At 71.0% G+C, this 24274-nt stretch carries 21 protein-coding genes; 14 read left to right on the top strand and 7 right to left on the bottom strand.

Annotated features, from left to right (window positions below; genetic code table 11):
• Positions 1–105 precede the first annotated feature (105 nt).
• The 3 genes from QUE38_RS10560 (at position 106) to QUE38_RS10550 (ending at position 1942) form a co-directional block, all read left to right on the top strand.
• Entirely contained in the window at positions 106–1287 is a 1182-nt protein-coding gene (locus QUE38_RS10560) for a sensor histidine kinase (protein ID WP_286308081.1), read from the top strand.
• Positions 1284–1538: a response regulator transcription factor gene (locus QUE38_RS10555; RefSeq protein WP_286308080.1), complete on the top strand. Its 255-nt coding sequence runs from the start codon at positions 1284–1286 to the stop codon at positions 1536–1538. The genes QUE38_RS10560 and QUE38_RS10555 overlap by 4 nt, the downstream gene beginning before the upstream one ends.
• Positions 1539–1651: 113 nt before the next feature.
• The gene (locus QUE38_RS10550) at positions 1652–1942 is read left to right on the top strand and encodes a response regulator transcription factor (protein ID WP_286308077.1); all 291 of its coding nucleotides are present in this window, start codon (positions 1652–1654) and stop codon (positions 1940–1942) included.
• Positions 1943–2018: 76 nt separating this feature from the next.
• On the opposite strand, the gene QUE38_RS10545 is transcribed toward QUE38_RS10550, so the two are convergent.
• Positions 2019–2282, bottom strand: a complete 264-nt coding sequence (locus QUE38_RS10545; protein WP_286308075.1) for a hypothetical protein — start codon at positions 2280–2282, stop codon at positions 2019–2021.
• Positions 2283–2448: 166 nt separating this feature from the next.
• Between QUE38_RS10545 and QUE38_RS10540 the strand changes: the two genes are divergently transcribed.
• Positions 2449–4107, top strand: coding sequence for a DUF389 domain-containing protein (locus QUE38_RS10540; protein ID WP_286308073.1), 1659 nt, complete (start codon positions 2449–2451; stop codon positions 4105–4107).
• Positions 4108–4114: 7 nt separating this feature from the next.
• On the opposite strand, the gene QUE38_RS10535 is transcribed toward QUE38_RS10540, so the two are convergent.
• Positions 4115–4798 carry a TIGR00266 family protein gene (locus QUE38_RS10535; RefSeq protein ID WP_286308072.1) on the bottom strand — a complete coding sequence of 228 codons (684 nt, stop codon included), beginning with the start codon at positions 4796–4798 and terminating at the stop codon, positions 4115–4117.
• Between the two features lie 177 nt (positions 4799–4975).
• Between QUE38_RS10535 and QUE38_RS10530 the strand changes: the two genes are divergently transcribed.
• Genes QUE38_RS10530 through QUE38_RS10520 form a run of 3 tightly spaced genes read left to right on the top strand, consistent with a single transcriptional unit; the run spans position 4976 to position 7635 of the window.
• Positions 4976–5761: a CPBP family intramembrane glutamic endopeptidase gene (locus QUE38_RS10530; protein WP_286308069.1), complete on the top strand. Its 786-nt coding sequence runs from the start codon at positions 4976–4978 to the stop codon at positions 5759–5761.
• Between the two features lie 2 nt (positions 5762–5763).
• Positions 5764–6726 (top strand): CPBP family intramembrane glutamic endopeptidase, encoded by a 963-nt coding sequence (locus QUE38_RS10525; RefSeq protein WP_286308068.1) that lies wholly within the window; start codon positions 5764–5766, stop codon positions 6724–6726.
• 6 nt (positions 6727–6732) lie between these two features.
• Positions 6733–7635: a glycosyltransferase family 2 protein gene (locus QUE38_RS10520; RefSeq protein WP_286308067.1), complete on the top strand. Its 903-nt coding sequence runs from the start codon at positions 6733–6735 to the stop codon at positions 7633–7635.
• A gap of 16 nt (positions 7636–7651) precedes the next feature.
• Here the strand turns inward: QUE38_RS10520 and QUE38_RS10515 are convergent, their stop codons facing one another.
• The 3 genes from QUE38_RS10515 to aceA form a co-directional block, all read right to left on the bottom strand.
• Positions 7652–9886, bottom strand: a complete 2235-nt coding sequence (locus QUE38_RS10515) for a cell wall-binding repeat-containing protein (RefSeq protein ID WP_286308065.1) — start codon at positions 9884–9886, stop codon at positions 7652–7654.
• A 152-nt stretch (positions 9887–10038) separates the two neighbouring features.
• Positions 10039–11757, bottom strand: coding sequence for a malate synthase A (gene aceB / locus QUE38_RS10510; protein WP_286308064.1), 1719 nt, complete (start codon positions 11755–11757; stop codon positions 10039–10041).
• A gap of 33 nt (positions 11758–11790) precedes the next feature.
• Entirely contained in the window at positions 11791–13125 is a 1335-nt protein-coding gene (gene aceA, locus QUE38_RS10505) for an isocitrate lyase (RefSeq protein WP_286308062.1), read from the bottom strand.
• A 464-nt stretch (positions 13126–13589) separates the two neighbouring features.
• Here aceA and QUE38_RS10500 point away from each other — a divergent pair, with 464 nt between their 5' ends.
• From QUE38_RS10500 to QUE38_RS10480, 5 genes are all read left to right on the top strand, one after another.
• Complete coding sequence (locus QUE38_RS10500; protein WP_286308060.1) at positions 13590–14771, top strand: ABC transporter ATP-binding protein; 1182 nt, start codon at positions 13590–13592, stop codon at positions 14769–14771.
• Between the two features lie 76 nt (positions 14772–14847).
• A complete protein-coding gene (locus QUE38_RS10495) occupies positions 14848–16029 on the top strand; it encodes a polyamine ABC transporter substrate-binding protein (protein ID WP_286308058.1) in 1182 nt (393 codons plus the stop codon).
• A complete protein-coding gene (locus QUE38_RS10490; protein ID WP_433996973.1) occupies positions 16019–16927 on the top strand; it encodes an ABC transporter permease in 909 nt (302 codons plus the stop codon). The genes QUE38_RS10495 and QUE38_RS10490 overlap by 11 nt, the downstream gene beginning before the upstream one ends.
• A 112-nt stretch (positions 16928–17039) precedes the next feature.
• The gene (locus tag QUE38_RS10485; RefSeq protein ID WP_286308053.1) at positions 17040–17837 is read left to right on the top strand and encodes an ABC transporter permease; all 798 of its coding nucleotides are present in this window, start codon (positions 17040–17042) and stop codon (positions 17835–17837) included.
• Between the two features lie 43 nt (positions 17838–17880).
• Positions 17881–19536 (top strand): amidohydrolase, encoded by a 1656-nt coding sequence (locus QUE38_RS10480; protein WP_286308051.1) that lies wholly within the window; start codon positions 17881–17883, stop codon positions 19534–19536.
• 7 nt (positions 19537–19543) lie between these two features.
• Here QUE38_RS10480 and QUE38_RS10475 read toward each other — a convergent pair whose 3' ends face one another.
• Both QUE38_RS10475 and QUE38_RS10470 read right to left on the bottom strand, forming a co-directional pair.
• Positions 19544–19966: a hypothetical protein gene (locus tag QUE38_RS10475; RefSeq protein ID WP_286308049.1), complete on the bottom strand. Its 423-nt coding sequence runs from the start codon at positions 19964–19966 to the stop codon at positions 19544–19546.
• A 131-nt stretch (positions 19967–20097) separates the two neighbouring features.
• Positions 20098–21603, bottom strand: a complete 1506-nt coding sequence (locus tag QUE38_RS10470) for an HNH endonuclease signature motif containing protein (RefSeq protein ID WP_286308047.1) — start codon at positions 21601–21603, stop codon at positions 20098–20100.
• A 313-nt stretch (positions 21604–21916) separates the two neighbouring features.
• Between QUE38_RS10470 and QUE38_RS10465 the strand changes: the two genes are divergently transcribed.
• Positions 21917–22657 (top strand): phosphotransferase, encoded by a 741-nt coding sequence (locus QUE38_RS10465; protein ID WP_286308045.1) that lies wholly within the window; start codon positions 21917–21919, stop codon positions 22655–22657.
• A gap of 92 nt (positions 22658–22749) precedes the next feature.
• The gene (locus QUE38_RS10460) at positions 22750–24273 is read left to right on the top strand and encodes a helix-turn-helix transcriptional regulator (protein WP_286308043.1); all 1524 of its coding nucleotides are present in this window, start codon (positions 22750–22752) and stop codon (positions 24271–24273) included.
• The last annotated feature ends 1 nt before the right edge of the window (position 24274 follow it).

The following is a 24274-nucleotide window of genomic DNA, read 5'->3' as shown; positions in this document are numbered from 1 at the left end:
ATACCACGGCAGTGGTACCCGACCACTACCCCGTCCGAGGTAGCTACGCGGTCACGGGCATCCTTCGGCGGGAGGAGCCGACACCTGTCGCGTTACGCTTCGCAGGTGTCCGATGACGTACCCGACCCATCGCGCGCCTGGCCGGCGTCAGCAACGTGGTGGGTGAACACGCTGCTGCTGATGGCGCTCATCCTCGCCTTCTGCCTGTTCGAGTTCATCGACGGCTACCCCGCCTTCGTTCCCATCGAACCGACCGCGATCGTCGCCGTCGTCCTGACGCTCGGCGCGGCCCTCCTGCGGTCCCGGGCGCCGTGGGTCTTCCTGGCGGTCACCACGGCACTGAACTTCTACTACACGCTCGAGCTCTCGACGTCGCCTCCCGGCTGGGGCGTACTCGTGGCGTTGCCCTTCGCGATGTACGCCGTTGCTGCGACGGTCTCGGCACGCACCGCCATCCTCGCGGCGGTCGCCGTGGAGCTCCTGCTCGTCGTCACCGCGGCCGTCGAGCGCGATGTGACCTTCCCCAACATCTACCCCGTCACGCTCACCGCATTCCTGGCGACGTCACTGGCAGCCGGCCGGTTGACTGCGCTGCGCCATCGGTTGATGGAGTCGACGCGCCGTCGCGCCGCCGAGGCCGAGCGCACTCGGGAGGCGCTCGCGTCGACCCGGGTCGCGGAGCAGCGCCTCAGTACGGCGCGGGACCTCCACGACGTCGTCGGCCACGAGGTCGCCGTCATCAACCTGCAGGCGGGGGCTGCTCGTCGTCGGGTGCGTCAGTCGCCCGAGGAAGCCGAAGCCTCGCTCGAGCTCATCGAGCAGAGCGCAGGCCGCATCCTCTCCGAGATCGCGGCGCTCCTGAAGGACCTCCGCTCAGGACCGCCCTCCGACGAAGGGGCGACCAGCGGACTGCTCGCCGTGCCCGCGCTCGTGCGCACGCTCGCCGCAGGCGGCTTTCCGATCGAGTACCACGCCGAGGCCGCCCTGCCCGAGCTCGATCCGGCTGTCGACGACGCCGCCTACCGCATCCTCGAGGAAGCGCTCGTGAACGCCTACAAGCACGGCGCCCCAGGTGAACCCGCGACGGCGACGGTCGCGCAACGCGACACCGACCTCGTGATCACGGTTGCCAACCCGACGTCCGACTCGGCCTCGGACACCGAAACGAACGGGCTCGGCCTGGTCGGCATGGCGGAGCGGGCATCCGCCGTGGGAGGCACCGTCGACGCCACGCTCGAGGACGGTGTGTTCACGCTGGCCGCCCGCATCCCGTTGGCGGGCGCATGACGACCCGCTCGATCCGCGTCCTGCTGGCAGACGACCAGGACCTCATTCGCGAGGCCCTCCGCGCGCTCCTGCGCCAGGAACCCGGCATCGAGGTCGTCGGGCAGGCTCGGAACGGACTCGAGGCCGTCGAGGAGGCGAAGCGGTTGCGCCCCGACGTGGTGCTGCTGGACGTGCGGATGCCCGGCCTGTCGGGGCCGGGTGCAGCCGCGCGAATCACTCACCCGCGCGGAGCGCCGGCACTCGTGTGCTGATCCTCACGACCTTCGAGGACCCGGAGGTCGTCCGTGCGTGCATGCAAGCCGGCGCCCACGGCTTCATCGGAAAGGGTGCGTCCACCACGGCCCTCGTCGAGGCGATCCACGCGGTGCTCCGCGACGAGGTCCCGCTCTCGCCACGCGCGGCCCGCGCGATCGTCGAGGGTGAGCAACCGTCCCGTTCCCAACCGCGGTCGGCGCAGGAGCTGGGCGACCTCACCTCGAGGGAGCTCGACATCGTCCGGCTCGTCGCACTGGGTCTCTCGAACGACGAGATCGGCAGACGGCTGTCGATCTCCCCCGCGACGGCCAAGACGCACCTGCGCAATGCCATGCGCAAGCTCGGTCTCCACGACCGTTCCCAGGTCGTCGCCCTGGCCTATCGAGTCGGCCTCGGGTGACTCGTCCCGGCCCGCGCGCGCAGCGCCCGCCCGGACGACTCCGGGCGGGCGCTGCGCGTTCGCGTCGGGCGCTCGGCTACTCCGCCGACCGCCACTCGATGTAGCGGGCGACGAGCGCGAACATCTGCACGCCGGCCCACGACACGATGGCCGAGACGCCGATCGCGAGGGCCGCGAAGAGTCCGGCGAGGATGCCCGCGAAGACGTCGTCGGCGATGACGATCGCCTGGATGAAACCGATCACCGCGGCGATCGCGCCCAGAATGAGGATCACCGCGGCGATGATCCCGTAGATGCCGCCGACGGTTCCGGCCCGGCTGTTCAGCGTCTGCCTGTCCATAACGTGCTCCATTCTGAGATTCGCCTGTGAATCTCGCGATTCGCAGGTTACTCACAGATGAGGCTCGCTCAGGGAGAAACGCGGCGCGTCGGGCGACGGCGGGCCAGAGGCATCCGCTCGCCCTAGGCTGAGCCCACGGCAACAGGCTTCGGGAGAGGGCACGCACGTGGAGGTCGACGACAAGGCCGACTGGGTCAATCCGAGCGCGAACGCGCGCATGCGCGACCAGGCGCGCGACCTGATCGAGTCGCTGTCGAACACCGTCGCGCTGCGCGGGCTCGTCTGCATCGCCGGCGGCCTGCTCGTGCTGCTGCTCCCCGACGCGACGACCACGCTGGTGACGGGCATCGTGATCGCGCTGTTCGCGGTCAGCGGCCTGCTCGACCTCTTCTACGCGCTCACCGGTCGCCGCTGGTTCGGTCGCCGCATCAACCGCTTCCTCGCCGCGCTCCGAGGGATCGCCGCGCTGGCGTTCGCCGCCCTGCTGGTGCTCTTCGCGTACGCGGGCGTCGGGGAACTCTCGCTCGCGTTCACCATCAGCATCATCGGCGTGTACGTCGGCATCCGCGGCATCGTGACGATCATCGCGGCGCTCATCCGGCGCAAGGACCGCGACCCCGTGCCGTCGCTCGCGGGCGGCGCGATCGCGGTCGTCGTCGGCGTGCTGGCATACACGGTGCCCGCGTCGCTCGTGCAGACCGTCATCATCGGCGGCGCGACGGCCGCGCTGCTGGTCGGCCTGCTGCTCATCTCGTGGAGCCTGCGGCACGCGTCCCGCCATTCGGACGTCGCCCCGTCGAGCCTGTCGATCCCCGAGGTGCTGTGGGACTGGATCGAGGGGTCGGACGTCGGTCGCAAGGACCGCGCCGAGCAGGCCGGCGGCCTCTACTTCGAGCGCCCCGAGCGCCTCACCAAGCTCGGCACCTGGTGGGTCATGCTCGCGCTCTCGGTCGCGATCGCGACCTTCGCGGTGCTCGCCGACTCGACCGCCGTGATCATCGGCGCCATGCTGGTCGCCCCGCTCATGGTGCCGATCCTCGGCCTCGCCGGTGCGCTGGTGAACGGATGGGGGCGGCGCGCACTCGAGTCGGGCCTGCTGGTCGGCGCCGGCGCGGTCGTCGCGGTCGTGCTCGCCTACGGCATCGCCGCGTGGGCGCCCGTCGCGGTCTCGTTCTCGACCAACGCGCAGATCGTCTCGCGCGTCTCGCCGAACACGGTCGACATGCTCATCGCGCTCGCCGCCGGCGCCGCGGGCGCGTTCGCGACGGTCAACTCGCGCGTTGCGAGCGGCATCGCGGGCGTGGCGATCGCGGTCGCGCTGGTGCCGCCCCTCGCGGTGGTCGGCGTGAGCCTCAACGGCGGCCGGTTCGACGACGCCGCCGGTGCGAGCCTGCTCTTCCTCACCAACTTCGTCGCCATCGTCCTCGCCGCGGCGGGCGTGTTCGTGCTCACGGGGTTCGCCCGCCCGCACGCACTGCGCAACCGTCCGCGCCAGATCCTCCAGACGGTCGCGCCGTTCGTGATCCTCGCCGGCATCATCCTCATCCCGCTCATGCTCACGTCCGAGGGGCTCCTGCTGACCGAGACGCGCGAGCGCGACGTCCAGAAGACGACCGAGGAGTGGCTCGGCGAGGACAGCGGCTTCGAGGTCACGGACGTCGCGGTGTCCGGTTCCCAGGTGCAGGTCACGATCACCGGATCGGGCGACGCTCCCGCCGCCGAGGACCTGCTCGACGCGCTCCAGCCCGGGTTCGCCGATCCGGTGGGCCTGCAGCTCACGGTCGTGCCGGTCGAGGTGACGGTCGTCCCGGCGCCGGGCAGCTAATCAGCGACTATCGGTCGGAGCCCGAGCGCTGCGGGTTGACCCGCTTGATCCACCCGATGAGGTCGACGCTCGAGCGCGTCTGCAGCCACACCCGGCCGGGCCCGGTGAAGTCGGTGACGAGGCCCTCGCCGCCGAGCAGGGTCGACTTCCAGCTGCCCGCCTTGCGCACCGTGTACTGCACGGTCTCGTCGAACGCGACCACGTGTCCGGTGTCGAGCGTCATGGTCTCGCCCGCGGCGAGCTCGGTCGCGATGATCGCGCCGTACGACGACATGAGCAGGTCGCCGGCGCCCGAGCAGCGCAGCAGGATGAGCCCCTCGCCGCTGAAGAACGCCTTGCCGCCGCCCCACTTCGAGTCCACCTCGACGTCGGGGTCGGACGCGCTCCACGACCCCGACTGCACCATGAGCGCGGTGTCGCCCGCGAGCGTGACCTTCGCCATGTCACCCGGCAGGGTCGCGGTCACGCCGACCTGCCCACCCGAGCCGGAGTGGAAGTCGTTGACGAAGAAGCTCTCGCCGCCGAAGGTGCGCTTGAGGCCCGCCATGAACCCGCCGCGCGTCGACGTCTCGATCTCGATGTCGCCGCGGGTCATGGCCATCGCGCCGGCCTCGACACGCACCGACCCTCCCGCGGGCAACGTGACCGTCCCCATTGCGAAGGCGGGTCCTGCGGTGATGCTGACGTCCATGTGAGCGCTCCATTCGGTCGGGTGATGCCGTCGGGGTGATGCAAGGGCGAGCGGATGCCCCGAGCGGGCACCTCGACGCGAGCCTATCGATTCTCGTGGAATCCACACCCGCGGATTCCGCACGCGAACCATGCTCGCGTTCGCTAGGTTCGAGCCATCGACGAAGGGTTCCCCCGCATGGCCTCGTTCCTGATCACGCTCGCCCTCGCCCTCGCCTCCGGCGTCTTCGCCATCGTCTGGTACGCCCGCAACGGGCGTCCCGTCTGGCGCAGCATGGGCATCACCGTCAACCGTTGGACCCCGCTGGACATCCCGGTCGGCCTGCTGATCCCGTTCGTCGCGATCTCGCTCGTGTTCGTGGTCGAGCTCGCGCTCGGGGCGATCCGGGTGACCACCCCCGCCACCGACTGGTCGGCCTTCGGCGGCGTGGTCGGCGAGGTCTTCGGGTACGCACTGTTCGAGGAGGTCCTGTTCCGGGTGCTCCTCCTGAGCGGTGTGGTCATCCTGCTGCGGAAAGTGCCCGCGGGGCGCTGGATCGCGGTCGGCGCAACGGCGCTGCTGTTCGGTGCCACGCACCTCACGAATCCGAACGCGACGCTCATCGGCGCGTTCGGCACCGCGCTCGGCGGCGTGATCTACGGCGTCGCGTTCGTCGCCACCCGGTCGATCTGGCTGCCGGTGTTCCTGCACACGTCGTGGAACCTGAGCCAGGCGCTGTGGGGCTTCCCGGTGAGCGGCAACACGGCGTGGCCGGGATGGGTGCACTCGGAGTCGATCGGCAACGAGTTGTTGAACGGCGGTGCCTACGGACCCGAGGGCGGCATCCCGGGCATGCTCTCGCGGGTGCTCATCGTGACGCTGGTGCTGGTGTACGCGAAGCTGCTCTGGCGCGACGGCTCGGCGAAGACCCTCGTGTTCGCGCCCGACCCGCTGAAGCGGTCCCGAGTCGAGGCGGAGGCCTGAGCATGCAGATCCGCACCTCCCCGTTCGTCCAGGAGCTGGCGAGCGCGAAGCGCGTCACCCGCGGCTGGGTCGCGTACCTGATCTTCCTCGGTTGCCTGTTCGGCGTGCAGGGCGCGCTCTGGACCGGACTGCCCGCGATGTTCCCGGTCGAGGCGGGTTCCCCCGCGTCCCAGGTGCAGGAGGCGATCGCGAACCTCGCGTCGATCCTCGTGCTGTTCGCGTGGATCCTGCTCTACGAGCGCCGCAGCATCGCCTCGCTCGGCCTCGGCCGGCCCGGCCGTGGCGTGGGCGTCCTGCTGGTCGGCATCGTGAGCGGCGCGGCGGTCATCTCCGTGCCCATCCTGTTCCTCTGGGCCACCGGCAGCTACGTGCAGGTCGAGGCGTCCGCCACCGCCACCACCGGCTGGTCGGCGCTGCCGCTCGTGCTCGCCCTCGCCGCGACGGTGGTGGTGCAGGGCGGCAACGAGGAGCTGCTGACCCGCGGCTTCCTGCTGCAGAATCAGGGTTGGAAGCTGAAGTGGGGCTGGCTCGCGATTCTGCTGCCCGCCCTCGCCTTCACCATCCCCCACGGCGTGCTCGGCAAGCCGTTCGCGCTCGTCACCATTCTCGGGTTCGCGCTCTTCGCATCGTTCGTCGTGCTCCGCACCGGCTCGCTCTGGTGGGTGATCGGCTTCCATGCGGGCTGGAACTGGACGATGGGCAACATCTTCGCGATCCCGGTGAGCGGGCTCCCGCCGAAGTCCGCCGCCCTCGTGTACCTCGAGCCCGCATCCGGCGCACCGGACTGGCTCACCGGCGGCGAGTTCGGCACCGAGGGCGGCCTGCCGGCCGCGGTCGTCACGGTCGTGATCACGGTGATCGCGTACCTGCTGCTGCGTCGCACGGCGGCGACCTGGCCCTCGCCCGAGGCGCCGCAGCCGGGTGCACCGCAGCCCGAGGCATCCGACACCCGCACGACCGGCTGAGCAGCCGTGCATCCCCATCGCGTCAGCGTGGTGATCGCCACCAATCGTGGCGGACCCTACCTCGCCGGGTCGATCGCCTCGGTGCAGCGGCAGACGGTGCCGGTCGCCGAGATCGTCGTCGTCGACGACGGGTCGCGCTCGCCGGCGCCCATCGAGGCCGTCGCGGCCGACCTCGGCGTCGCGTACCTGCGGCAGGCCCCGGCGGGCGTCTCGGCGGCACGCAACCGCGGTGCGGCGGCGACCACCGGCGAGTGGCTCGCGTTCCTCGACGACGATGACGAGTGGCATCCGGAGAAGCTCGCCGAACAGCTTTCGGCCGTGGACGGCACCCGCGACCGGGTGGCCTGCGGCACCGGCTACTGGTTCATGGACGCGGACGGCGCGCAGACCGCCACGTCGTCGGGGTTCGCCGACGTGCCCAGCGAGGAGTTGTTGCGCGGGTCGAGGCCGCTGCCCCACGTCCTCACCCTGCTCGTCCGGCGGGATGCGTTCGAGCGGGTCGGCGGCTTCGACGAGTCGTTCCGCCACGCGGAGGACGTCGAGCTCACCCTGCGCCTGCTGCAGGAGGGACGGTTCGCGGCCGTCGACCGCCCCCTCGCCGGGTACCGCCGGCACTCCGGCAACCACTCGGGCGGCCTCCACAGCGCGGAGGCGTTCCTGCGCGCGCTGCGCGCCCAGCTCAGATGGGCCGAGCGACGCGGCGACGAGGCCACGCCGCCCCTGATCCGCGAGAACATCGCGGGCTTCCGCCGTGCCACCGCCGAGTGGCTCTCCGCGTCCACCCTCGCCGACGTCCGTCGGGGCCGCGCAGGCACCGCCGCCCGCAGCGCGCGGTGGGGCCTGCGCCGCATCCCCCGCGAGTACCTCGCCGCCACAACCCGCCGCGCGACCGCCTGGGCGAGACGCTGAGTCCTGCGAACGCCGCCTAGCAGGACGCGAGCTGGTCAACCCGGGTGCCGAGCACGGACTCGCCGCCGAGAATCACCACGCCCTGCGTGTTCTGCGCCCAGATCTGGTCGAGCACCTGACCCGCGATGCAGTTCGGCGAGGCGAGGTAGAGCGGCGCGCCGAGCATGGCGGCCAGGGGCCCGCCCGCGAGCGCATCCGCGAACCCGCGCCCCGATGCGAGCAGCGTGAACTCGGTCGACTCGAAGACCTCCGCGCCGATCACCGCAGCGGTCTCGTAGCGCGAGTCCCCTGCGAGGCGCACCACGTTCTCCACTCCCAGCAGGGACGTGAGCTCCGATTCGATGCCCGTCGACACGGCGGCGGTGCCGCCTGCGATGTACACGTGACGGACGCCGAGGTCGCGGAGCAGTGCCGTGGTGTCGGGACTGACGCTCGACGCGCTGCCGCTGACCAGGATGACCGGGGCGCCGATGGCGCCGGCCGCCGCACCGGCGGCGAGTGCATCCGGGTAGTTCCTCCCGGTCGCGACGAAGGCGATCGGGGCTCCGTCGCGGAACGCGTCCCGGGCGATGAGATCGGCCGTCTGGTAGCGCGAGGCGCCGGCGAGGCGTTCGATGGGCACGGCGTCGCCGAGCCGGTCGCGCACCTGGTCGATCACGGTGTCGGAGATCGCCGCGGTTCCGCCCGCGACGACGATGCGCATCGGATCGAGGCGCTCGAGTTCGTTCAGGACGACGGCGGGCACCTCGGCCCGACGCACCGGGAGGATCGCGCCGCCCACGGTCGCCGCCGCGGGTCCGGCTGCGAGCGCGTCGGGGAAGTTCAGCGCGTCGGCCAGGTACACGACCGGCGCGCGCTCGCCCGTGGCGTACATGGTCTGCGTGACCTCGACCGCGGTCTCGTAGCGACTCTCACCGGCGACACGCTCGAAGATGTCGATCGTGCGCTCGGCGAGCACCATATCCGGCAGCACGGTCGTCTCCCCGGCGACGACCTCGACGTCCAGGCTCTGCACGAAGTAGCGCGCCCCCAGGTACCACTGCGAGTTGAGCAGCGGGTCCTCCGGCCGTGCGTAGACCGTGTACGTGCCCGGCGAGAGCTTCGCACCGAAGCTCCCATCGGAACTCGCCACGTTCTCGTAGACAGGCGAGTAGACGCCGGATGCTTCATCCAACCCCCAGATCGAGATCGTCGTCGTCGGGGTCAGGAACCCGCCCTCGCCGTCCGGAGCGACGACCCGACCTTCCACGAACCCGCCCTGCTCGAGCACGATGTCGCCGAGGTCGATGTGCTCCGCCTCGCCGACGGTCAGGGGCGTTGCGGTCTCGCGACTCGGAGCGCCGTTCCACCACTGCCAGATCGCCTGGATGCCGCCCTTGAAGTTCAGGAGGTAGTCGCCCGCTTCCAGCCCGTCGAGCTCGAACCGCCCGTCCTCCAGGGTGAAGTTGCTGTCGGGGTAGGGGTCGGTGGGGTTCGAAGCCTCGTAGATGGTCGCGCGGCCGCTGCGCGTCACCGGCCCGTCCGACGTCTCCATCATGATCCTGCCCGACACCGTGCTGCGTCGCTGCAGGTCGACCGCGTGGCTCGCGGGAAGCCCCGGTGCGACCACGAGGTCGGCGTCGCCCGACTCGCCCACGACGATGCTGAGCCCCGCGTCGAACCAGCGGTCGCCCAGGAAGTCCATTCGATAGGACCCGGGAATCATCGGCAAGGTCACCAGGCCGTCCTCGAGCCATCGGGTGCCCACCCTGTTCGGCGGCTGCGATCCGTGGGTCTCCCCGGTGCCGAGGAACTGGATGGTCGGGCGCTTCACGGGGCCGAGCGGCTGCCCGTCCTCGGTCACATCGAGGGTGATGACGGCGCCGTTCTCGAGCGTTGCGTCGGCGGTGGTGAGGGCCCCACCGACCACGTCGATCGCGACCGCGTCGGCATCCAGGTACACGCCGCCGTGCCACTCCGACAGCACGGGCTCCACTCCGAGGTAGTGGAACTCCAAGAAGTACGAGCCGTCGGCCAGGCCCTCGAGCGTGTAGCTGCCGTCGGGCTCCACGGAGGCCCGGCCGACGGATTGACTGCCGGTGGTCAGGCTCGCGATGACCGACACGTCCTCCGGCACGGCGGGCGTCGGCACGACTACGGTCCCGGTGAAGCCGCCCGTCGGCTCGACCTCCTCCGCAGTGGCGACGGTGGCGGGCACGAGGGTGAGCGCGAGCACAGCGACCGCCGCACTCCAGGAACGCAGACGCGGCATCGCGGGATTCACTTTCGATCGGAACACGGGTCCCGACGGGATCGGGGCTTTGACGCTACCTGCCGGATCGGCCGATTCGGTCGTTCTCCACAACGAGACGGACCGGCCCGTCTCCTTTCGAAGGAGACGGGCCGGTCCACGCGAGACTGCACCTACAGGAACCGCGCGTACGCCCCCACCGTTAGGAACGTCGGGAACTCCGGCTCGAGCGCGACGGTGCGGAACACCTGGATCGCGTCGTCGAACCGGTCGCCCTCGAAGCGCGGCAGGCCGCGCACCGCGTCGCCCATGGCGCCGACGATGAACGTCTGGTCGATGCGCGTGCCCTCGGCCGTGACGGTGTTGTCGTGCAGCCACTGCCAGATCTGCGAGCGCGAGATCTCGGCGGTCGCGGCGTCCTCCATCAGGTTGTCGATCGCCGCGGCGCCGGTGCCCCGCAGCCACGACTCGATGTAGCGGATGCCGATCGAGATGTTGTCGCGCACGCCCTGCTCGGTGACCTCGCCGCCGGCCGACGGGATGTCGAGCAGGTCGGCCGCGGTCACCTCGACGTCGTCGCGCAGGCGGTCGACCTGGTTGGGCCGGTCGCCCAGCACCGCGTCGAACTCCGCGCGCGCCGTGGGGATCAGGTCGGGGTGCGCCACCCACGTGCCGTCGAACCCGTCGGTCGCCTCGCGCCGCTTGTCCGCGCTCACCGCGGCGAGCGCCGCCTCGGTCACCTCGGGGTCACGACGGTTCGGGATGAACGCGCTCATGCCGCCGATCGCGTGCGCGCCCCGCTTGTGGCAGGTCTGCACGAGCAGCTCGGTGTATGCCCGCATGAACGGCACCGTCATGGTGATCGTCTTGCGATCGGGCGTGACCCAGCGGCGGCCGCGCGAGCGGAACGTCTTCACGATCGAGAAGATGTAGTCCCAGCGGCCTGCGTTCAGCCCCGCGCAGTGGTCGCGCAACTCGAACAGGATCTCGTCCATCTCGAACGCGGCCTGGATCGTCTCGATCAGCACGGTCGCGCGGATCGTGCCGTACTCGATGCCGACGTACTCCTCCGCGAAGGTGAAGATGTCGTTCCAGAGCTTCGCCTCGCGGTGCGACTCGAGCTTCGGCAGGTAGAAGTACGGTCCGCGGCCGGCGGCGATGAGCGCCTTGGCGTTGTGGAAGAAGTACAGCCCGAAGTCGACCAGCGAGCCGGACGCGTTCATGTCGCGCCCCGACCGGTCGTGGAAGCGCATGTGCTTCTCCACCAGGTGCCAGCCGCGCGGCCGCATCACGATCGTCGGGGTCTCCGACGCGGTGACCGCGTAGTGCTTGCCCTCGGGCGAGGTGTGGGTGAGCTCGCCGTGCAGGAAGTCGTACAGCGAGCGCTGCCCGCCGATCACGTTCTCCCAGGTGGGGCTGGTCGCGTCCTCCTGGTCGGCGAGCCACACCTTCGCGCCCGAGTTCAGCGCGTTGATCGCCATCTTGCGATCGGTCGGCCCGGTGATCTCCACCCGGCGGTCCTCCAGGCCCGGCCCGGGGCCGGCCACCCGCCACGATGCGTCGTCACGGATGAACGCGGTCTCGGGCAGGAACTTCGGGTCGCGCCCGTTGGCCACGTCGACCCGTCCCTGCAGGCGCGCGGCGAGCAGGTCGTGACGCGTGCCGGCGAACCGGTCGTGCAGCTCGGCGAGGAACTGCAGCGCCTCGGGCGTGAGGATCTCCGCGTCCTCCGGGAAGACCTCGGCCGTGACCTCGATGCGGGGCTGGATGATCTGGAAGCTCGAGCCGGTCGCCGGGCGGGGCTCGGGGGTGGGGGTGCCGGATGCCTCTGAGCCGACGGGTGCCTGCGAGGCATCCGTTCGCTCCAGGGTCGACGTGGGCGTGGTGTTCATGATCTTCTCCTCAGGTTCGAATGACCTGCAGCCTCAGTGGCTGCCGGTGAACTGCGCTTCCTCGGTCGATCCGACGAGGGCCAGGGTGGCGCTGGAGGGGTTCAGCGCGGTCGCGATGCGGTCGAAGTAGCCGGTACCGACCTCGCGCTGGTGACGCGTGGCCGTGTAGCCGTCCGCCTCCGAGGCGAATTCCGCCTCCTGGAGCTCGACGTAGGCGCTCATGTGCCGCTCGCCGTAGTCCTTGGCGAGCGTGAACATGGAGTGGTTGAGGGCGTGGAAGCCCGCGAGGGTGATGAACTGGAACGCGTACCCCATCGACGCGAGCTCGCGCTGGAACTTCGCGATCTGGTCGTCGTCGAGGTGGCTCTTCCAGTTGAAGCTCGGCGAGCAGTTGTAGCTGAGGCGCTTGCCCGGGAACTTCGCGTGCACGGCCTCGGCGAACCGGCGGGCCAGGTCGAGGTCGGGCTCGGCCGACTCGACCCAGAGCATGTCGGCGTACTCGGCGTAGGCGAGGCCGCGGGCGATGACCGGCTCGATGCCGTTCTGCACCTCGTAGAAGCCCTCGGCGGTGCGCTCGCCGGTGACGAACCGCGCGTCGCGCTCGTCGTGATCGCTCGTGAGCAGCGTCGCGGCGAGCGCGTCGGTGCGGGCGATGATGATCGACGGCACGCCCGAGACGTCGGCCGCGAGGCGGGCGGCGTTCAGGGTGCGGATGTGCTGCGAGGTGGGCACGAGCACCTTGCCGCCCATGTGGCCGCACTTCTTCTCGCTGGCGAGCTGGTCCTCCCAGTGCACGCCGGCCGCGCCGGCCTCGATCATGCCCTGCATGAGTTCGTACGCGTTCAGCGGGCCGCCGAAGCCGGCCTCGGCGTCGGCGACGATCGGCGCCATCCAGTCGCGGCCGTCGTCCTCGATCTGGCCGGCGCGCAGCAGCGCGTTGTTGATGCGGCGCACGACGGCCGGCACCGAGTTCGCCGGATAGAGCGACTGGTCGGGGTAGGTCTGGCCCGACAGGTTCGCGTCGGCGGCGACCTGCCAGCCCGAGAGGTAGATCGCCTTGAGGCCGGCGCGCACCTGCTGCACGGCCTGGTTGCCGGTGAGGGCGCCGAGCGCGGCCGACCACTGCGGGTCCTCCATGCGCGAGAAGGCGTTGCCGGTGTTCTGCTGGATGTCGTCCCACAGCTTCTGCGCGCCGCGCTTGGCGAGCGTGCGCTCCTCGCGCACCGGACCGCGCAGCGAGATGACGTCCTCGGCGGTGTAGTCGCGGCGGATGCCCTCCCAGCGGGGGTCGGCATCCCACTCGAGGCGGAGCTCGTCGGCGGTCTGGGCCTGGTCGCCGGGGCGGGCGGGCTGCGGTGCGGTGCTCATCTGGGTCTCCTTCATCGGTGACTGCGGTCGGGCGGATGCCGTGCCGCGAAGTTCGTTCGGTGCATCCACGATGCGGCCCGGGGCAACCGCCCGAACCGGAATCTCCGGGAGAAGTCCGTGCGTTCTTCTGCGCCGCGGAAGAAGCCCGGTTCGCGCGGTCGGCGACGGCCCGGTCGCCTCGATGCACTCTGTCCGCCGTGGCGGTTCGCGCGCTCGACAGCGGCATCCGTCGTGCTTTCTCGAATTGACGGAGGAAGTCAGCCGCCATAGCGCCATTCGACTACCGAAACCGCAGCGTTGTGTAACACCTCGGTAAAGCTCTCCCGGACGGTTCGTCCGACCAGCTCCCCCGGTGGGATGATGTGTCGCATTCGCCCTTCGGGCGATTGCCCGGCCGCCGGGCGTGACATTGAATACCCGATACACCCGATGCCGGGTGGCGGTATGCAAGGAGGAATCCCCACGTGACAGTGGCAGACACGTCGGAGCAGGCCGCGCCTGCGCCCCGGCCCGACGAGACCGGCACGGATGCCACGGGCACGGTCGTCATCGACCGCGTGACGAAGCTCTACGGCCAGAACACGGCCGTCGACGACCTGAGCCTGCGCGTCGAGGCGGGCGAGTTCATCTCGCTGCTCGGTCCGTCGGGCTGCGGCAAGACCACGACCCTCCGCATGATCGCCGGGTTCGAGCAGCCGAATGCGGGTGACATCCGCATCTCCGGTGCTTCGGTGCTCGGCGTGCCGCCGTACAAGCGCCACGTCAACACCGTGTTCCAGGCCTACGCGCTCTTCCCGCACATGTCGGTCGCCGAGAACGTGGCGTACGGCATGCAGCAGACCCGCACCCCGAAGGCGGAGATCCGCGAGCGCGTGATCGAGTCGCTCGACATGGTGCAGATGCGCAAGTTCGCCGACCGCAAGCCGACCCAGCTCTCGGGCGGCCAGCAGCAGCGCATCGCGCTCGCACGCGCACTCGTCAACCGTCCGAGCGTGCTGCTGCTCGACGAGCCGCTCGGCGCGCTCGACCGGCAGCTCCGCGAGGAGATGCAGCTCGAGCTGAAGATCCTCCAGTCGAAGCTCGGCATCAGCTTCGTGTTCGTCACGCACGACCAGGGCGAGGCGCTCTCGATGAGCGACCGCATCGCGATCATGCGCGACGGCCGCATCGAGCAGCTCGCCGACGCCGACACGGTCTACGGCGCGCCGGCCTCGGCGTACGTGGCCGCGTTCGTCGGCCAGCAGAACTTCTTCCCCGGCACCGCCGCGGCCGACGCCGACGCGGTCGACACCCCGCACGGCGTGATCCGCAGCGACCGGTCGTTCGACGCCGTCACCGCCGGCGCGCCCGCGCAGGCCGCGGTGCGCCCCGAGTTCGTGTCGATCTCCGCCGACGCCCCGGCCTCGCCCGGCGCGAACGCGGTCGAGGGCACGCTCATCGGCGTCTCGCACCTCGGCGAGACCATGCAGTACCTCGTGCAGCTCGGGCACGACCTGAGCATCATCGCCCGCCGCCCGAGCCCGGAGGCGCCGCGCCTCGCGGTCGGCAGCACCGTGTGGTGCAGCTGGACCCCGTCGAGCGTGCACCTCTTCCCCCTCGACGAGGCCGCCCACGCCGGCGGACACGTCGAGCTCCCGACCACCTGACCCGACCCAGCCCGCACCACAGCAGCACCACCGCACCACCAGTCCCCTGCAGCCCCGATCACCAGGAGTGTCCCCCATGGCCGAGAACGAACCCCTCAAGATCCTCGCTCCCGCGAGCCAGGTGCCCGTCATCGCGAAGCACCTCAACCGTCGCCGGTTCCTGAGCTTCGCGGCTGCGGCCGGTGGCGCCGGCGTCCTCGCCGCGTGCACGCCCGGCGGCGCCGAGTCGTCGGCCCCGCAGGCAACGGGCGGCGAGCTCGAGGACTCGCTCTCCATCTACACCTGGGGCGACTACGACGACCCGGGCGTGATCGAGAACTTCACGACCGAGTTCGGCCCGACCATCAGCCTCGACTCGTACAACTCGAACGAGGAGCTCGTCTCGAAGCTCATCGCGGCGAACGGCACCTCGGGCTACGACATCATCGTGCCGACCGGCCCGTTCATCCCCCAGATGATCGAGAACGGCCTGTTCACCCCGCTAAACCTCGACCTCATCCCGAACATCGAGCACGTCGACCCCGAGTTCCTCGGCCTGGCCTGGGACCCCGAGAACGAGTACTCGATCTGCAAGGCGTGGGGCACCACCGGCTTCGTCTACGACACGACGGTCATCGACCGCGAGCTCACCACGTGGGCCGACTTCCTCGACGCCGCGCAGAACGAGGCCAGCGGCAGCGTCTCGATGCTCGACGACCCGATCGCGATCGCGGGCGCCTACCTGTGGTCGATCGGCGAGTCGCAGTCCACGACCGACGAGGCGCTCCTCGCCGAGGCCGAGGACTACATGGTCAACAACGTCGCCCCGCACATCTCGACCTTCGAGTCGTACCCGGGCGGCACGATCATCCCGACCAACGCGGCCGCGCTCGTGCAGACCTGGAACGGCGACGCGCGCCTGGGCATCATGGAGTCGGCCGACCCCGACCGCTGGAAGTGGGTGCTCCCCGCCCCGACGACCGAGATCTGGATGGACAACTGGGCCATCGCCGCGGGCGCCCCGCACCCCGAGGCCGCGCACGCGTTCATCAACTACGTGCTGACCCCCGAGAACTCGCTGCTCGAGCTCGACTACATCGGCTACAACACCGGTGGCGCGGGCATCGAGTCCGCGGCCGAGGAGTACGGCATCGAGTACCCGGAGCTCATCTTCTTCACGGCCGAGCAGCTCGCGACCATGCAGGAGACCACCATCAACGAGGCCCAGCAGACGATCGTCGACATCTGGAACAAGACGAAGGTCGCCGCTGGTGCGTAGTCCGAAGTTCGCGCTGGCCACGCCCGCCTGGGCGTGGCTGGTCGCGTTCTTCATCATCCCGGTCGGGATGGTGATCTACTTCTCGTTCGGCTACAAGCCGGGCATCTTCGGCACGCACGCCACCGACGTGCTGTCGTTCGACCGGTACGTCGAGGCGTTCTCGCCGGTGTTCTTCGCCACCTTCATGAACACCCTGTGGGTGGGCGTGCTGGGCACCGTGCTCTGCCTCGTCATCGGCGCACCGGTCGCGTACTGGATGGCGGTCAAGGCGCCGCCGAACCGTCGCGGGCTGCTGCTCGCGCTGGTCATGGTGCCGTTCTGGACGAACTTCCTGGTGCGCACCATCGGCTGGCAGATCCTGCTGGCCCCGGAGGGCCTGCTCGGCGGGCTGGACCTGCTCTACACGCGCGGCGGCGTGCTGCTCGGCGTGGTGTACAACTACCTGCCACTCATGATCCTGCCGCTGTTCGTCGCGTTCGACCGCGTCGGCGACCCGATGCGCGAGGCCGCGAAGGACCTCGGCGCGGGGCGCATCCGCACCTTCCTCTCGGTGACGGTGCCGCTGGCGCGCCCCGGCATCATCGCGGGCGTGCTGCTCGTGTTCATCCCCCTCATGGGCGACTACATCACCGCGACCGTGCTCGGCGGCGCGCAGGGCAACATGGTCGGCCAGCTCGTGGCCAGCCAGTTCCAGACGGCGCAGAACTGGGCGCTCGGCTCGGCGATGGCGGTGCTGCTGATCCTCGTGATCATGGCGACCGTGGCGGTGGCGGGCCTGGTGATCTGGCTCGTGACCATGCCGTCGCGCATGCGCTCGCGACTCGTCATCGGAGACGCCGAGGCCAACGCGCCGAGCACCCGCAGCATCCCGACGGCGGCGACGGAGGCACAGTCATGACCGCTCTGAACGAACGACCGGCGGTGCGGCAGGCGGATGCCGCCGAGGCATCCGCTCCCCGATCAAGCCGGCCCGCAAGTCGGCGTCCGACATCGCGCTCACCGTGTGGAGCGTGCTCGTCTTCGGCTTCCTGTTCGTGCCGATCATCGTGATCATCGTGTACTCGTTCAACACGGGCCGCCTGCTGGTGTCGTGGGACGGCTTCGGCATCGACGCGTTCCTCACGATCTTCCAGAAGCCGGCGATCCAGAACGCGGTCATGGTCTCGATCCAGTCGGGCATCATCGCGGCGACCATCGCGACCACGCTCGGCACGCTCGCCGGCATCGCGATGGCGAGCCGGCCGGGCAAGTGGGTCGCCTGGTTCCTCGTGCTGCTGCTGCTGGTGTCGGTCACCCCCGAGATCGTCGACGCCGTGGCGCTGCTGCCGTGGCTCGTGACCCTGGGCCAGGACTTCGGCCTGACGCTGTTCAACAACGGCATCGCCCGACTCGTCGTCGGCCACACGCTGTTCGCCACGGCGGTCGTGTCGTACATCGTGCGTGCCCGCCTCGCGGGCCTGGACGCGCAGCTGCAGGAGGCATCCGCCGACCTGTATGCGCCGCCGCTGAAGACGTTCTTCAAGGTGACGCTGCCGCTCGCGATGCCCGCGGTGCTCGCCGGCTTCCTGCTGTCGTTCACGCTGAGCCTCGACAACACCATCGTGTCGGCGTTCGTGCAGGTGTCGGGTGCGACGCCGTGGCCGGTCTACGTGCTGAGCGCGGTGCGCACGGGCCTGCGGCCCGAGATCGCCGCGGTCTCGACGCTGATGCTGTTGCTGACGCTCGTGGCGCTCGCCTTCGTGGCGTACGTGCTGCGCCGTGCCGGCGACTCGGCCACGCAGATCGCGCGCACCATGACCGGCAACTAGCGCCGCCGCACCACCGCACCACCAGGAACACGGAGCACCATCGATGCAGCACGCCGACGTCGTCTTCTCGGGCGGTCCGGTCTTCACGGCCACCACCCAGCGCACGCGGGCGACCGCGGTCGCCGTGACCGACGGGCGCATCGTCGCCGTCGGGCACGACGAGGTGCGCGAGCTGATCGGCCCGACGACCGAGCAGGTGGACCTGGCGGGGCGGATGCTCGTGCCGGGGTTCCAGGACGCGCATGCGCACCCCGTGTGGGGCGGGCTCGACCTGATGCGGTGCAACCTCGCGCACGTGTTCGGCACGCCGCAGCTGTACCTCGACATGATCGCCGAGTACGCGGCCGCGCGCCCCGACGACGAGTGGATCCTCGGCGGCGGCTGGACGATGAGCGCGTTCCCGGGTGGCACGCCGCTCGCGGCCGAACTCGACCGCGTCGTGCCCGACCGGCCGGCGTTCCTGCCGAACCGCGACGGCCACGGCGCGTGGGTGAACTCGGTGGCGTTGCGCCTCGCGGGCATCGACCGGAACACGCCCGACCCTGCCGACGGCCGCATCGAGCGCGACGCCGACGGCAATCCGTCGGGCACGCTGCACGAGGGTGCGATGGGGCTCGTGAACCGGCTGCTGCCGCGCACGACCGACGACGAGCTGCAGCAGGCGATGCTGCTGGGGCAGGAGTTCCTGCACTCGTTCGGGGTGACCGGGTGGCAGGACGCGATCGTCGGTTCGTACGGCGACGCGGGCGACGCCGGGCCCGCGTACGTGCAGGCCGCCGAGCGCGGGCTGCTCACGGGCCGCGTGGTCGGTGCGATCTGGTGGGACCGCACGCGCGGGCTCGAGCAGATCGACGACCTGGTCGCCAAGCGCGAGGCCTACCGCGGCGGCCGCTTCGCGTCGACCAGCATCAAGCTGATGCAGGACGGCGTGCCGGAGAACTTCACCGCGTCGATGCTCGAGCCGTACTGCGATGGGCACGGGCATCCGTCTGACAATTCGGGCATCTCGTTCATCGACCCCGAGGTGCTGAACGAGGCGGTGCCGCGACTCGACGCGCTGGGCTTCCAGGCGCACTTCCACGCGATCGGCGACCGTGCCGTGCGCGAGTGCCTCGACGCCGTGGAGCACGCGATCGCCCGCAACGGTCGCAGCGACCACCGGCACCACATCTCGCACATCCAGGTCGTGCACCCCGACGACCTGCACCGGTTCCGCGAGCTCGACGTCGTGGCGAACATGCAGATGCTGTGGGCGGCGTACGAGCCGCAGATGGTGGAGCTCACGCTGCCGTTCCTCGGCGACGAGCGCGCGGCGTGGCAGTACCCGTTCGGCGACCTGCAGCGTTCGGGTGCGGTGCTCGCGGCCGGCAGCGACTGGTCGGTCACCTCGCCGAACCCGATGTCGGCGATTCACACGGCCGTGAACCGGAAGTCTGCGCCCGGCCTCGAGGAGGGCGAGTACGAGCCGTTCTACATCGGCCAGCGCCTCGACCTCGGCACCGCGCTGACCGCGTACACCGCGGGCTCGGCCTACGTGAACCACCTCGACGAGGTGACCGGCACGATCGTGGTCGGCAAGTACGCCGACCTGGCGGTGCTCGACCGCGACCCGTTCGCCGGGCCCGACGAGGAGATCGGCCTCACCACGGTGGAGCAGACCTTCGTCGAAGGCGAGCGGGTGTACGCCTCGGGTTCGTGAGTTCCGCCTAGGCCGGGCAGATCTCCTCGTAGGCGACGGATGCCGCCTGGAAGTCCTCGAGCGTGGTGGTGAAGGCGTCGAGGTCGACGCTCTCGGGGTCGCTCGCGGCCTCGGCCATGACATCGGCGACGGCACCGACCTGGGTGGAGAACTCGAGGGCGGCGTCGCGCACGTCGGCGTTGCCGATCTCGTCCTGCGCCGTCGTCGCGAGCGCCTCGGCGATCGCGCCGAGTCGCTCGGCACCCTCGATGGGGTCTGCGGATGCCTCCGCGAACGCGTCCTCGATGCCCATGCCGGTGGCGAGCTCGTCGGCCGCCTGGTTGAGCACGCCGCAGGCCTCCTCGGTCGTCTGCGTGTCGGCCGCGCCGGTGCACCCGGCGAGCAGGAGCGTGGCCAGTGCGAGCGGTGCGAGCAGGGCGGTACGGCGCATGAGGGTCTTCCGGTCGGGGATGCGTGCCGAATCCGGCGCGCGGAAGTGACAGTCAACCACGGCGCCTGGGGAGTTTCCGTGCGGTGTGGACGGCGCGCCCGCGCCGGCGCCGGCTCCGGGCAGGCCCGACGTCAGAACGGCGGGTCGAGGACTTCCGGTTCGGGCGGGCGAGCAGGCAGGGCGCGCTCGGGCTCGGTGGAGTACTCGCGGCCGGTCGGACTTCGCCAGCGCAGCACCCCGCCCGGCGCCGGTTCGACGCGCCAGCCGCCCTCGTGTTTCAGGTGGTGGTGTCGGGCGCACAGGTGAGCGAGGTTGTCGTGCCGGGTCTCACCACCCGCGGCCCAGTCGACGGTGTGGTCGACCTCGCACCCGGCGGCGGTTCTCGTGCAGCCCGGGAATCGGCAGGTGCCGTCGCGCACCCGCAACCACGCACGCAGGTCGGGTGGCACGGCGTAGCGTTCGCGACCGACCGAGAGCACGGCCCCCGATTCGGGGTGCGTGAGCAGCCGCTTCCACGACGGAGCCTCGCCGGCGAGCTCGCGCGCCGCGTCGACCGGGATCGGACCGCACCCCTCCAGCTCCGCCGACTCGTCGCCGCGCCCGAGCAGCGTCAGAGCGGGCACCGTCACGGTCACGGTCGGTCGGATGCCCCGACGGCGTGAGGTCTCCGACGCAGATGCATCGGGGAGTGCCCCCACGGACGCATCGGGGAGTGTTCCGCCGGTCAGCAGGTCGGCGAACACGTCGGCCCGCAACTGCGCCATCGTGCGCTGCTCGCCCTCGGCGGAGGCCAACTCGCCCGCGAGGTCCTCGAGCTGCGCATCGATCGACGCTGCAGACTGCGCCGGAAGGTAGGCGCCGAGCCAGGCCATTCCGTCGCGCTCGGGCGTGATGCGCACGTGACGCTCGGCGGCCGCGGCCTCAGCGCGGGTCTCGATCGAGTCGGGATGCATCTGCTCTCGCATCCGCCGCGCCCGACGACGGAACTGCGCGGGCGTCGTGTGCTCGGCCAGCGGCAGCACGGCCGCCTCGTACGCGCCGCGAGCGGCGGCGGGCAGCGACGCCGCCTCGTCGGCGATGGTGCGCGCGTGCGCGAAGGTGATGCGCCCGGACTCCGCCGCGTCGAGCGTCGCCTCGGCGTCGTCGGCCAGCCGCGAGGCATCCGCCAGCCATCGGCTCACCGTGCCCTCCGCGGAGCGGGTGGCGCACGCGACCTCGGCCGTCACCGACCGGTGCGCGAGCTCCCGCCGGCGCGAGGGCGCATCGACGCGCAGCCCCATCGCCTCGCGTTCCGTCGCCCGCGCCTCCTCGACTTCGAGCGCACGAAGTCGGGCCCGCTCGAGCACCCGCGCGCGCCGCGCGGCGACACGCTCGAGCTGTCGAGTGAGCGATGCGACCTCGCCGACCTCGAGGTCGAGCAGGTGCTCGGGCCGCACGCCGTGCTCGGCCTCGCAGGCCTCGGCGTCGGCCCGCTCGAGCTCCCACCACGCCTCGACATCGCGGTCGAACAGCGCCCACTCGGCGTCGAGCTCGTCGGGTGCGGGAAGCGCGACCGGCATGCCGGCCGCCGGGTCGGACGCATGCTCGGGCAGCACCGCAACCGGTGTCGCCCGCATGCCCTCGCCCGCCTCTTCCACGTCTTCATTCGACCAGCACCCACCGACATTCGGGCCGCCCCGGCGCGCCTCGCTCCGGCGCCCGAACCGGCGCCCCGCCACCACCTGTTTCGGCACGTGCCGATCCCCCGCACACCCCGCTGCGCTACCGTGTGCCGATGCGTACCACCCACGCCGACGAGGTGCCGACGGATGCCTCCCTGGTGCGCCGCCTCGTCGCCGCGCAGTTCCCCGAGTGGGCGCACCTGCCGATCGTCACCGCACCGTCGCAGGGCACCGACAACGCGATGTACCGTCTCGGCGACGACCTCGCCGTGCGCCTGCCACGCCTGCCGTGGGCGGCCGCACCCTCGAAGGCGAGTACCGCTGGCTGCCCCGCATCGCACCGCAGCTGCCCGTCGCCGTGCCACTGCCGCTCGCCCTCGGCCGACCTGCCGACGGGTACCCCTGGCACTGGACCGTCTGCCGATGGCTCGTCGGCGAGCACCCGGTGGTCGAGGGCGAAGCGGATGCCTCGCCGGCGACGCGCACCCGGCAGCACGACCTCGCCCGCGACCTCGCCGCCTTCGCTCGCGCGATGCGCGACCTCGACCCAGACGGAGCGCCGACCACCGCGTGGCCGCGCCCGCTCGCCGAGGAGGACGAGTTCGTCAGCGCGCGGCTCGCGGCCGTCAACACGCAGCTCGCGGCCCTCGGCGCGCACGACCTGGACGCGATCTGGAGCACCGCACGCAGCGCACGCCCACCGGCGAACCGCACCTGGATCCACGGCGATCTCTCACCCGGCAACCTCCTCGTCGCCGACGGTCGTCTCGCCGGCGTGCTCGACTTCGGAACCATGGGCCTCGGCGACCCGGCGAGCGAGCACCGGGTCGCATGGAACCTCCTCGAGCCCGACGCCCGCGAGACCTATCGCGCCGCCGTCGGAGCCGACGACCACGAGTGGGCGCGAGCACGCGGCTGGGCCCTGCTGCAGGCACTCGCGCAGCTCGCCCACGTCGCCGAACGCCATCCCCCGATCGCGGCCGGCGCGCGCCACGTGCTCGCCGAACTCGTCGCCGAGCACGCCGATTGAGCAACAACCGTCGCCCGCCCCACCACACCGCTCACAGAAATTTCGCACTTCTTCTGTTTGCACCCACTGCGAACGCGTGTGAACATCGATCCATGGTCATCGCAGATCGCGCACTCGCACCGACCCGCATCGCAGGGCCCCAGGCGCGCCCCGAGACCCACCGCGACGACGCCGAGCACGACGACGAGATCGACGCGCTGACGCTCGGCCGTCGCATCCGCGAGGCCCGCACCGCCCGCGGCATGACCCTCGAGCAGCTCGCCCAGGCCGTCGACCGCGCGCCCAGCCAGGTCTCGATGATCGAGAACGGCCGCCGCGAGCCGAAGCTCTCGATGCTCCGCACGATCGCCCTCGCGCTCGGCACCACCGTCGACGAACTGCTCCGCGCCGAGCCGCCGAGCCCGCGCGACGCGCTCGAGATCGCCGTGGAGCGCGCGCAGCGCGGCCCGGTGTTCGAGGCGCTCGGCCTGCCGCCGTTCCGCGTGGCCAAGGGGATGAACGACCAGACGCTGCAGACGATCCTCGCGCTCCACAACGAGATCGACCGCCTGCACCGCGAGCGCGCGGCCACCCCCGAGGAGGCCCGCCGCACGAACGCCGAGCTCCGCCAGGAGATGCGCGCCCGCGACAACTTCTACCCCGAGCTCGAGGAGCGCGCTGCCGAGCTGCTGCAGGCCGTCGGCCACGCCGGCGGGCCGGTCTCCCACCAGCTCGTCGCCGACATCGCCAGTCACCTCGGCTACTCGCTGCACTACGTCGGCGACCTCCCGCACTCCACCCGCTCGGTCACCGACAAGCGCAACGGCCGCATCTACCTGCCGACCTCGCAGTCGCCGTCGCGCGACTCGCGCTCCCCCATCCTCCAGGCGCTCGCGAGCCACGTGCTCGCCCACGCCGAGCCGAGAAACTACGGCGAGTTTCTGCGCCAGCGCGTCGAGACGAACTACCTCACCGCGGCCATCCTGCTGCCCGAGCAGGCCGCCGTGCGCTTCCTCACCGAGGCGAAGAACCTGCGCCGCATCTCGATGGAGGAGCTCCGCGACCACTTCGCCGTCTCGTACGAGACCGCCGCACACCGGTTCACGAACCTCGCCACGGCGCGCCTCGACATCCCGGTGCACTTCATGAAGGTGCACGAGTCGGGCACCATCATCAAGGCCTACGAGAACGACTCCGTGCGCTTCCCGTCCGACGCCCTCGGCGCGGTCGAGGGCACCACGGTCTGCCGCAACTGGACCGCCCGCACGGTCTTCGACGCGACCGACCGATTCAGCCCCTGGTACCAGTACACCGACACCCCCTCGGGCACGTTCTGGTGCACCTCGCGCATCGAGAAGGCCAAGGAGGGCGAGTACTCGGTCTCGGTCGGCGTGCCGTTCGGCCACGTCAAGTGGTTCCGCGGCCGCGAGACGCCGCACCGCTCGGTGAGCCGCTGCCCCGACGAGACCTGCTGCCGCCGCGCGCCCGACGCGCTGGCAGAGCAGTGGGCGGATGCCTCGTGGCCGGCCGCCCGCACCCCCACGAGCCTGCTCGCGGCGCTGCCGACCGGCACGTTCCCCGGTGTCGACCAGACCGAGGTCTACGAGTTCCTCGAGGCGCACGCGCCCCGCGCCTGAC

The sequence above is a fragment of the Agromyces mangrovi genome (genome assembly GCF_030296695.1).
In the GTDB taxonomy this organism is placed as follows: Bacteria; Actinomycetota; Actinomycetes; order Actinomycetales; family Microbacteriaceae; genus Agromyces; species Agromyces mangrovi.
This window is presented reverse-complemented; position numbering and strand designations above follow the sequence as displayed.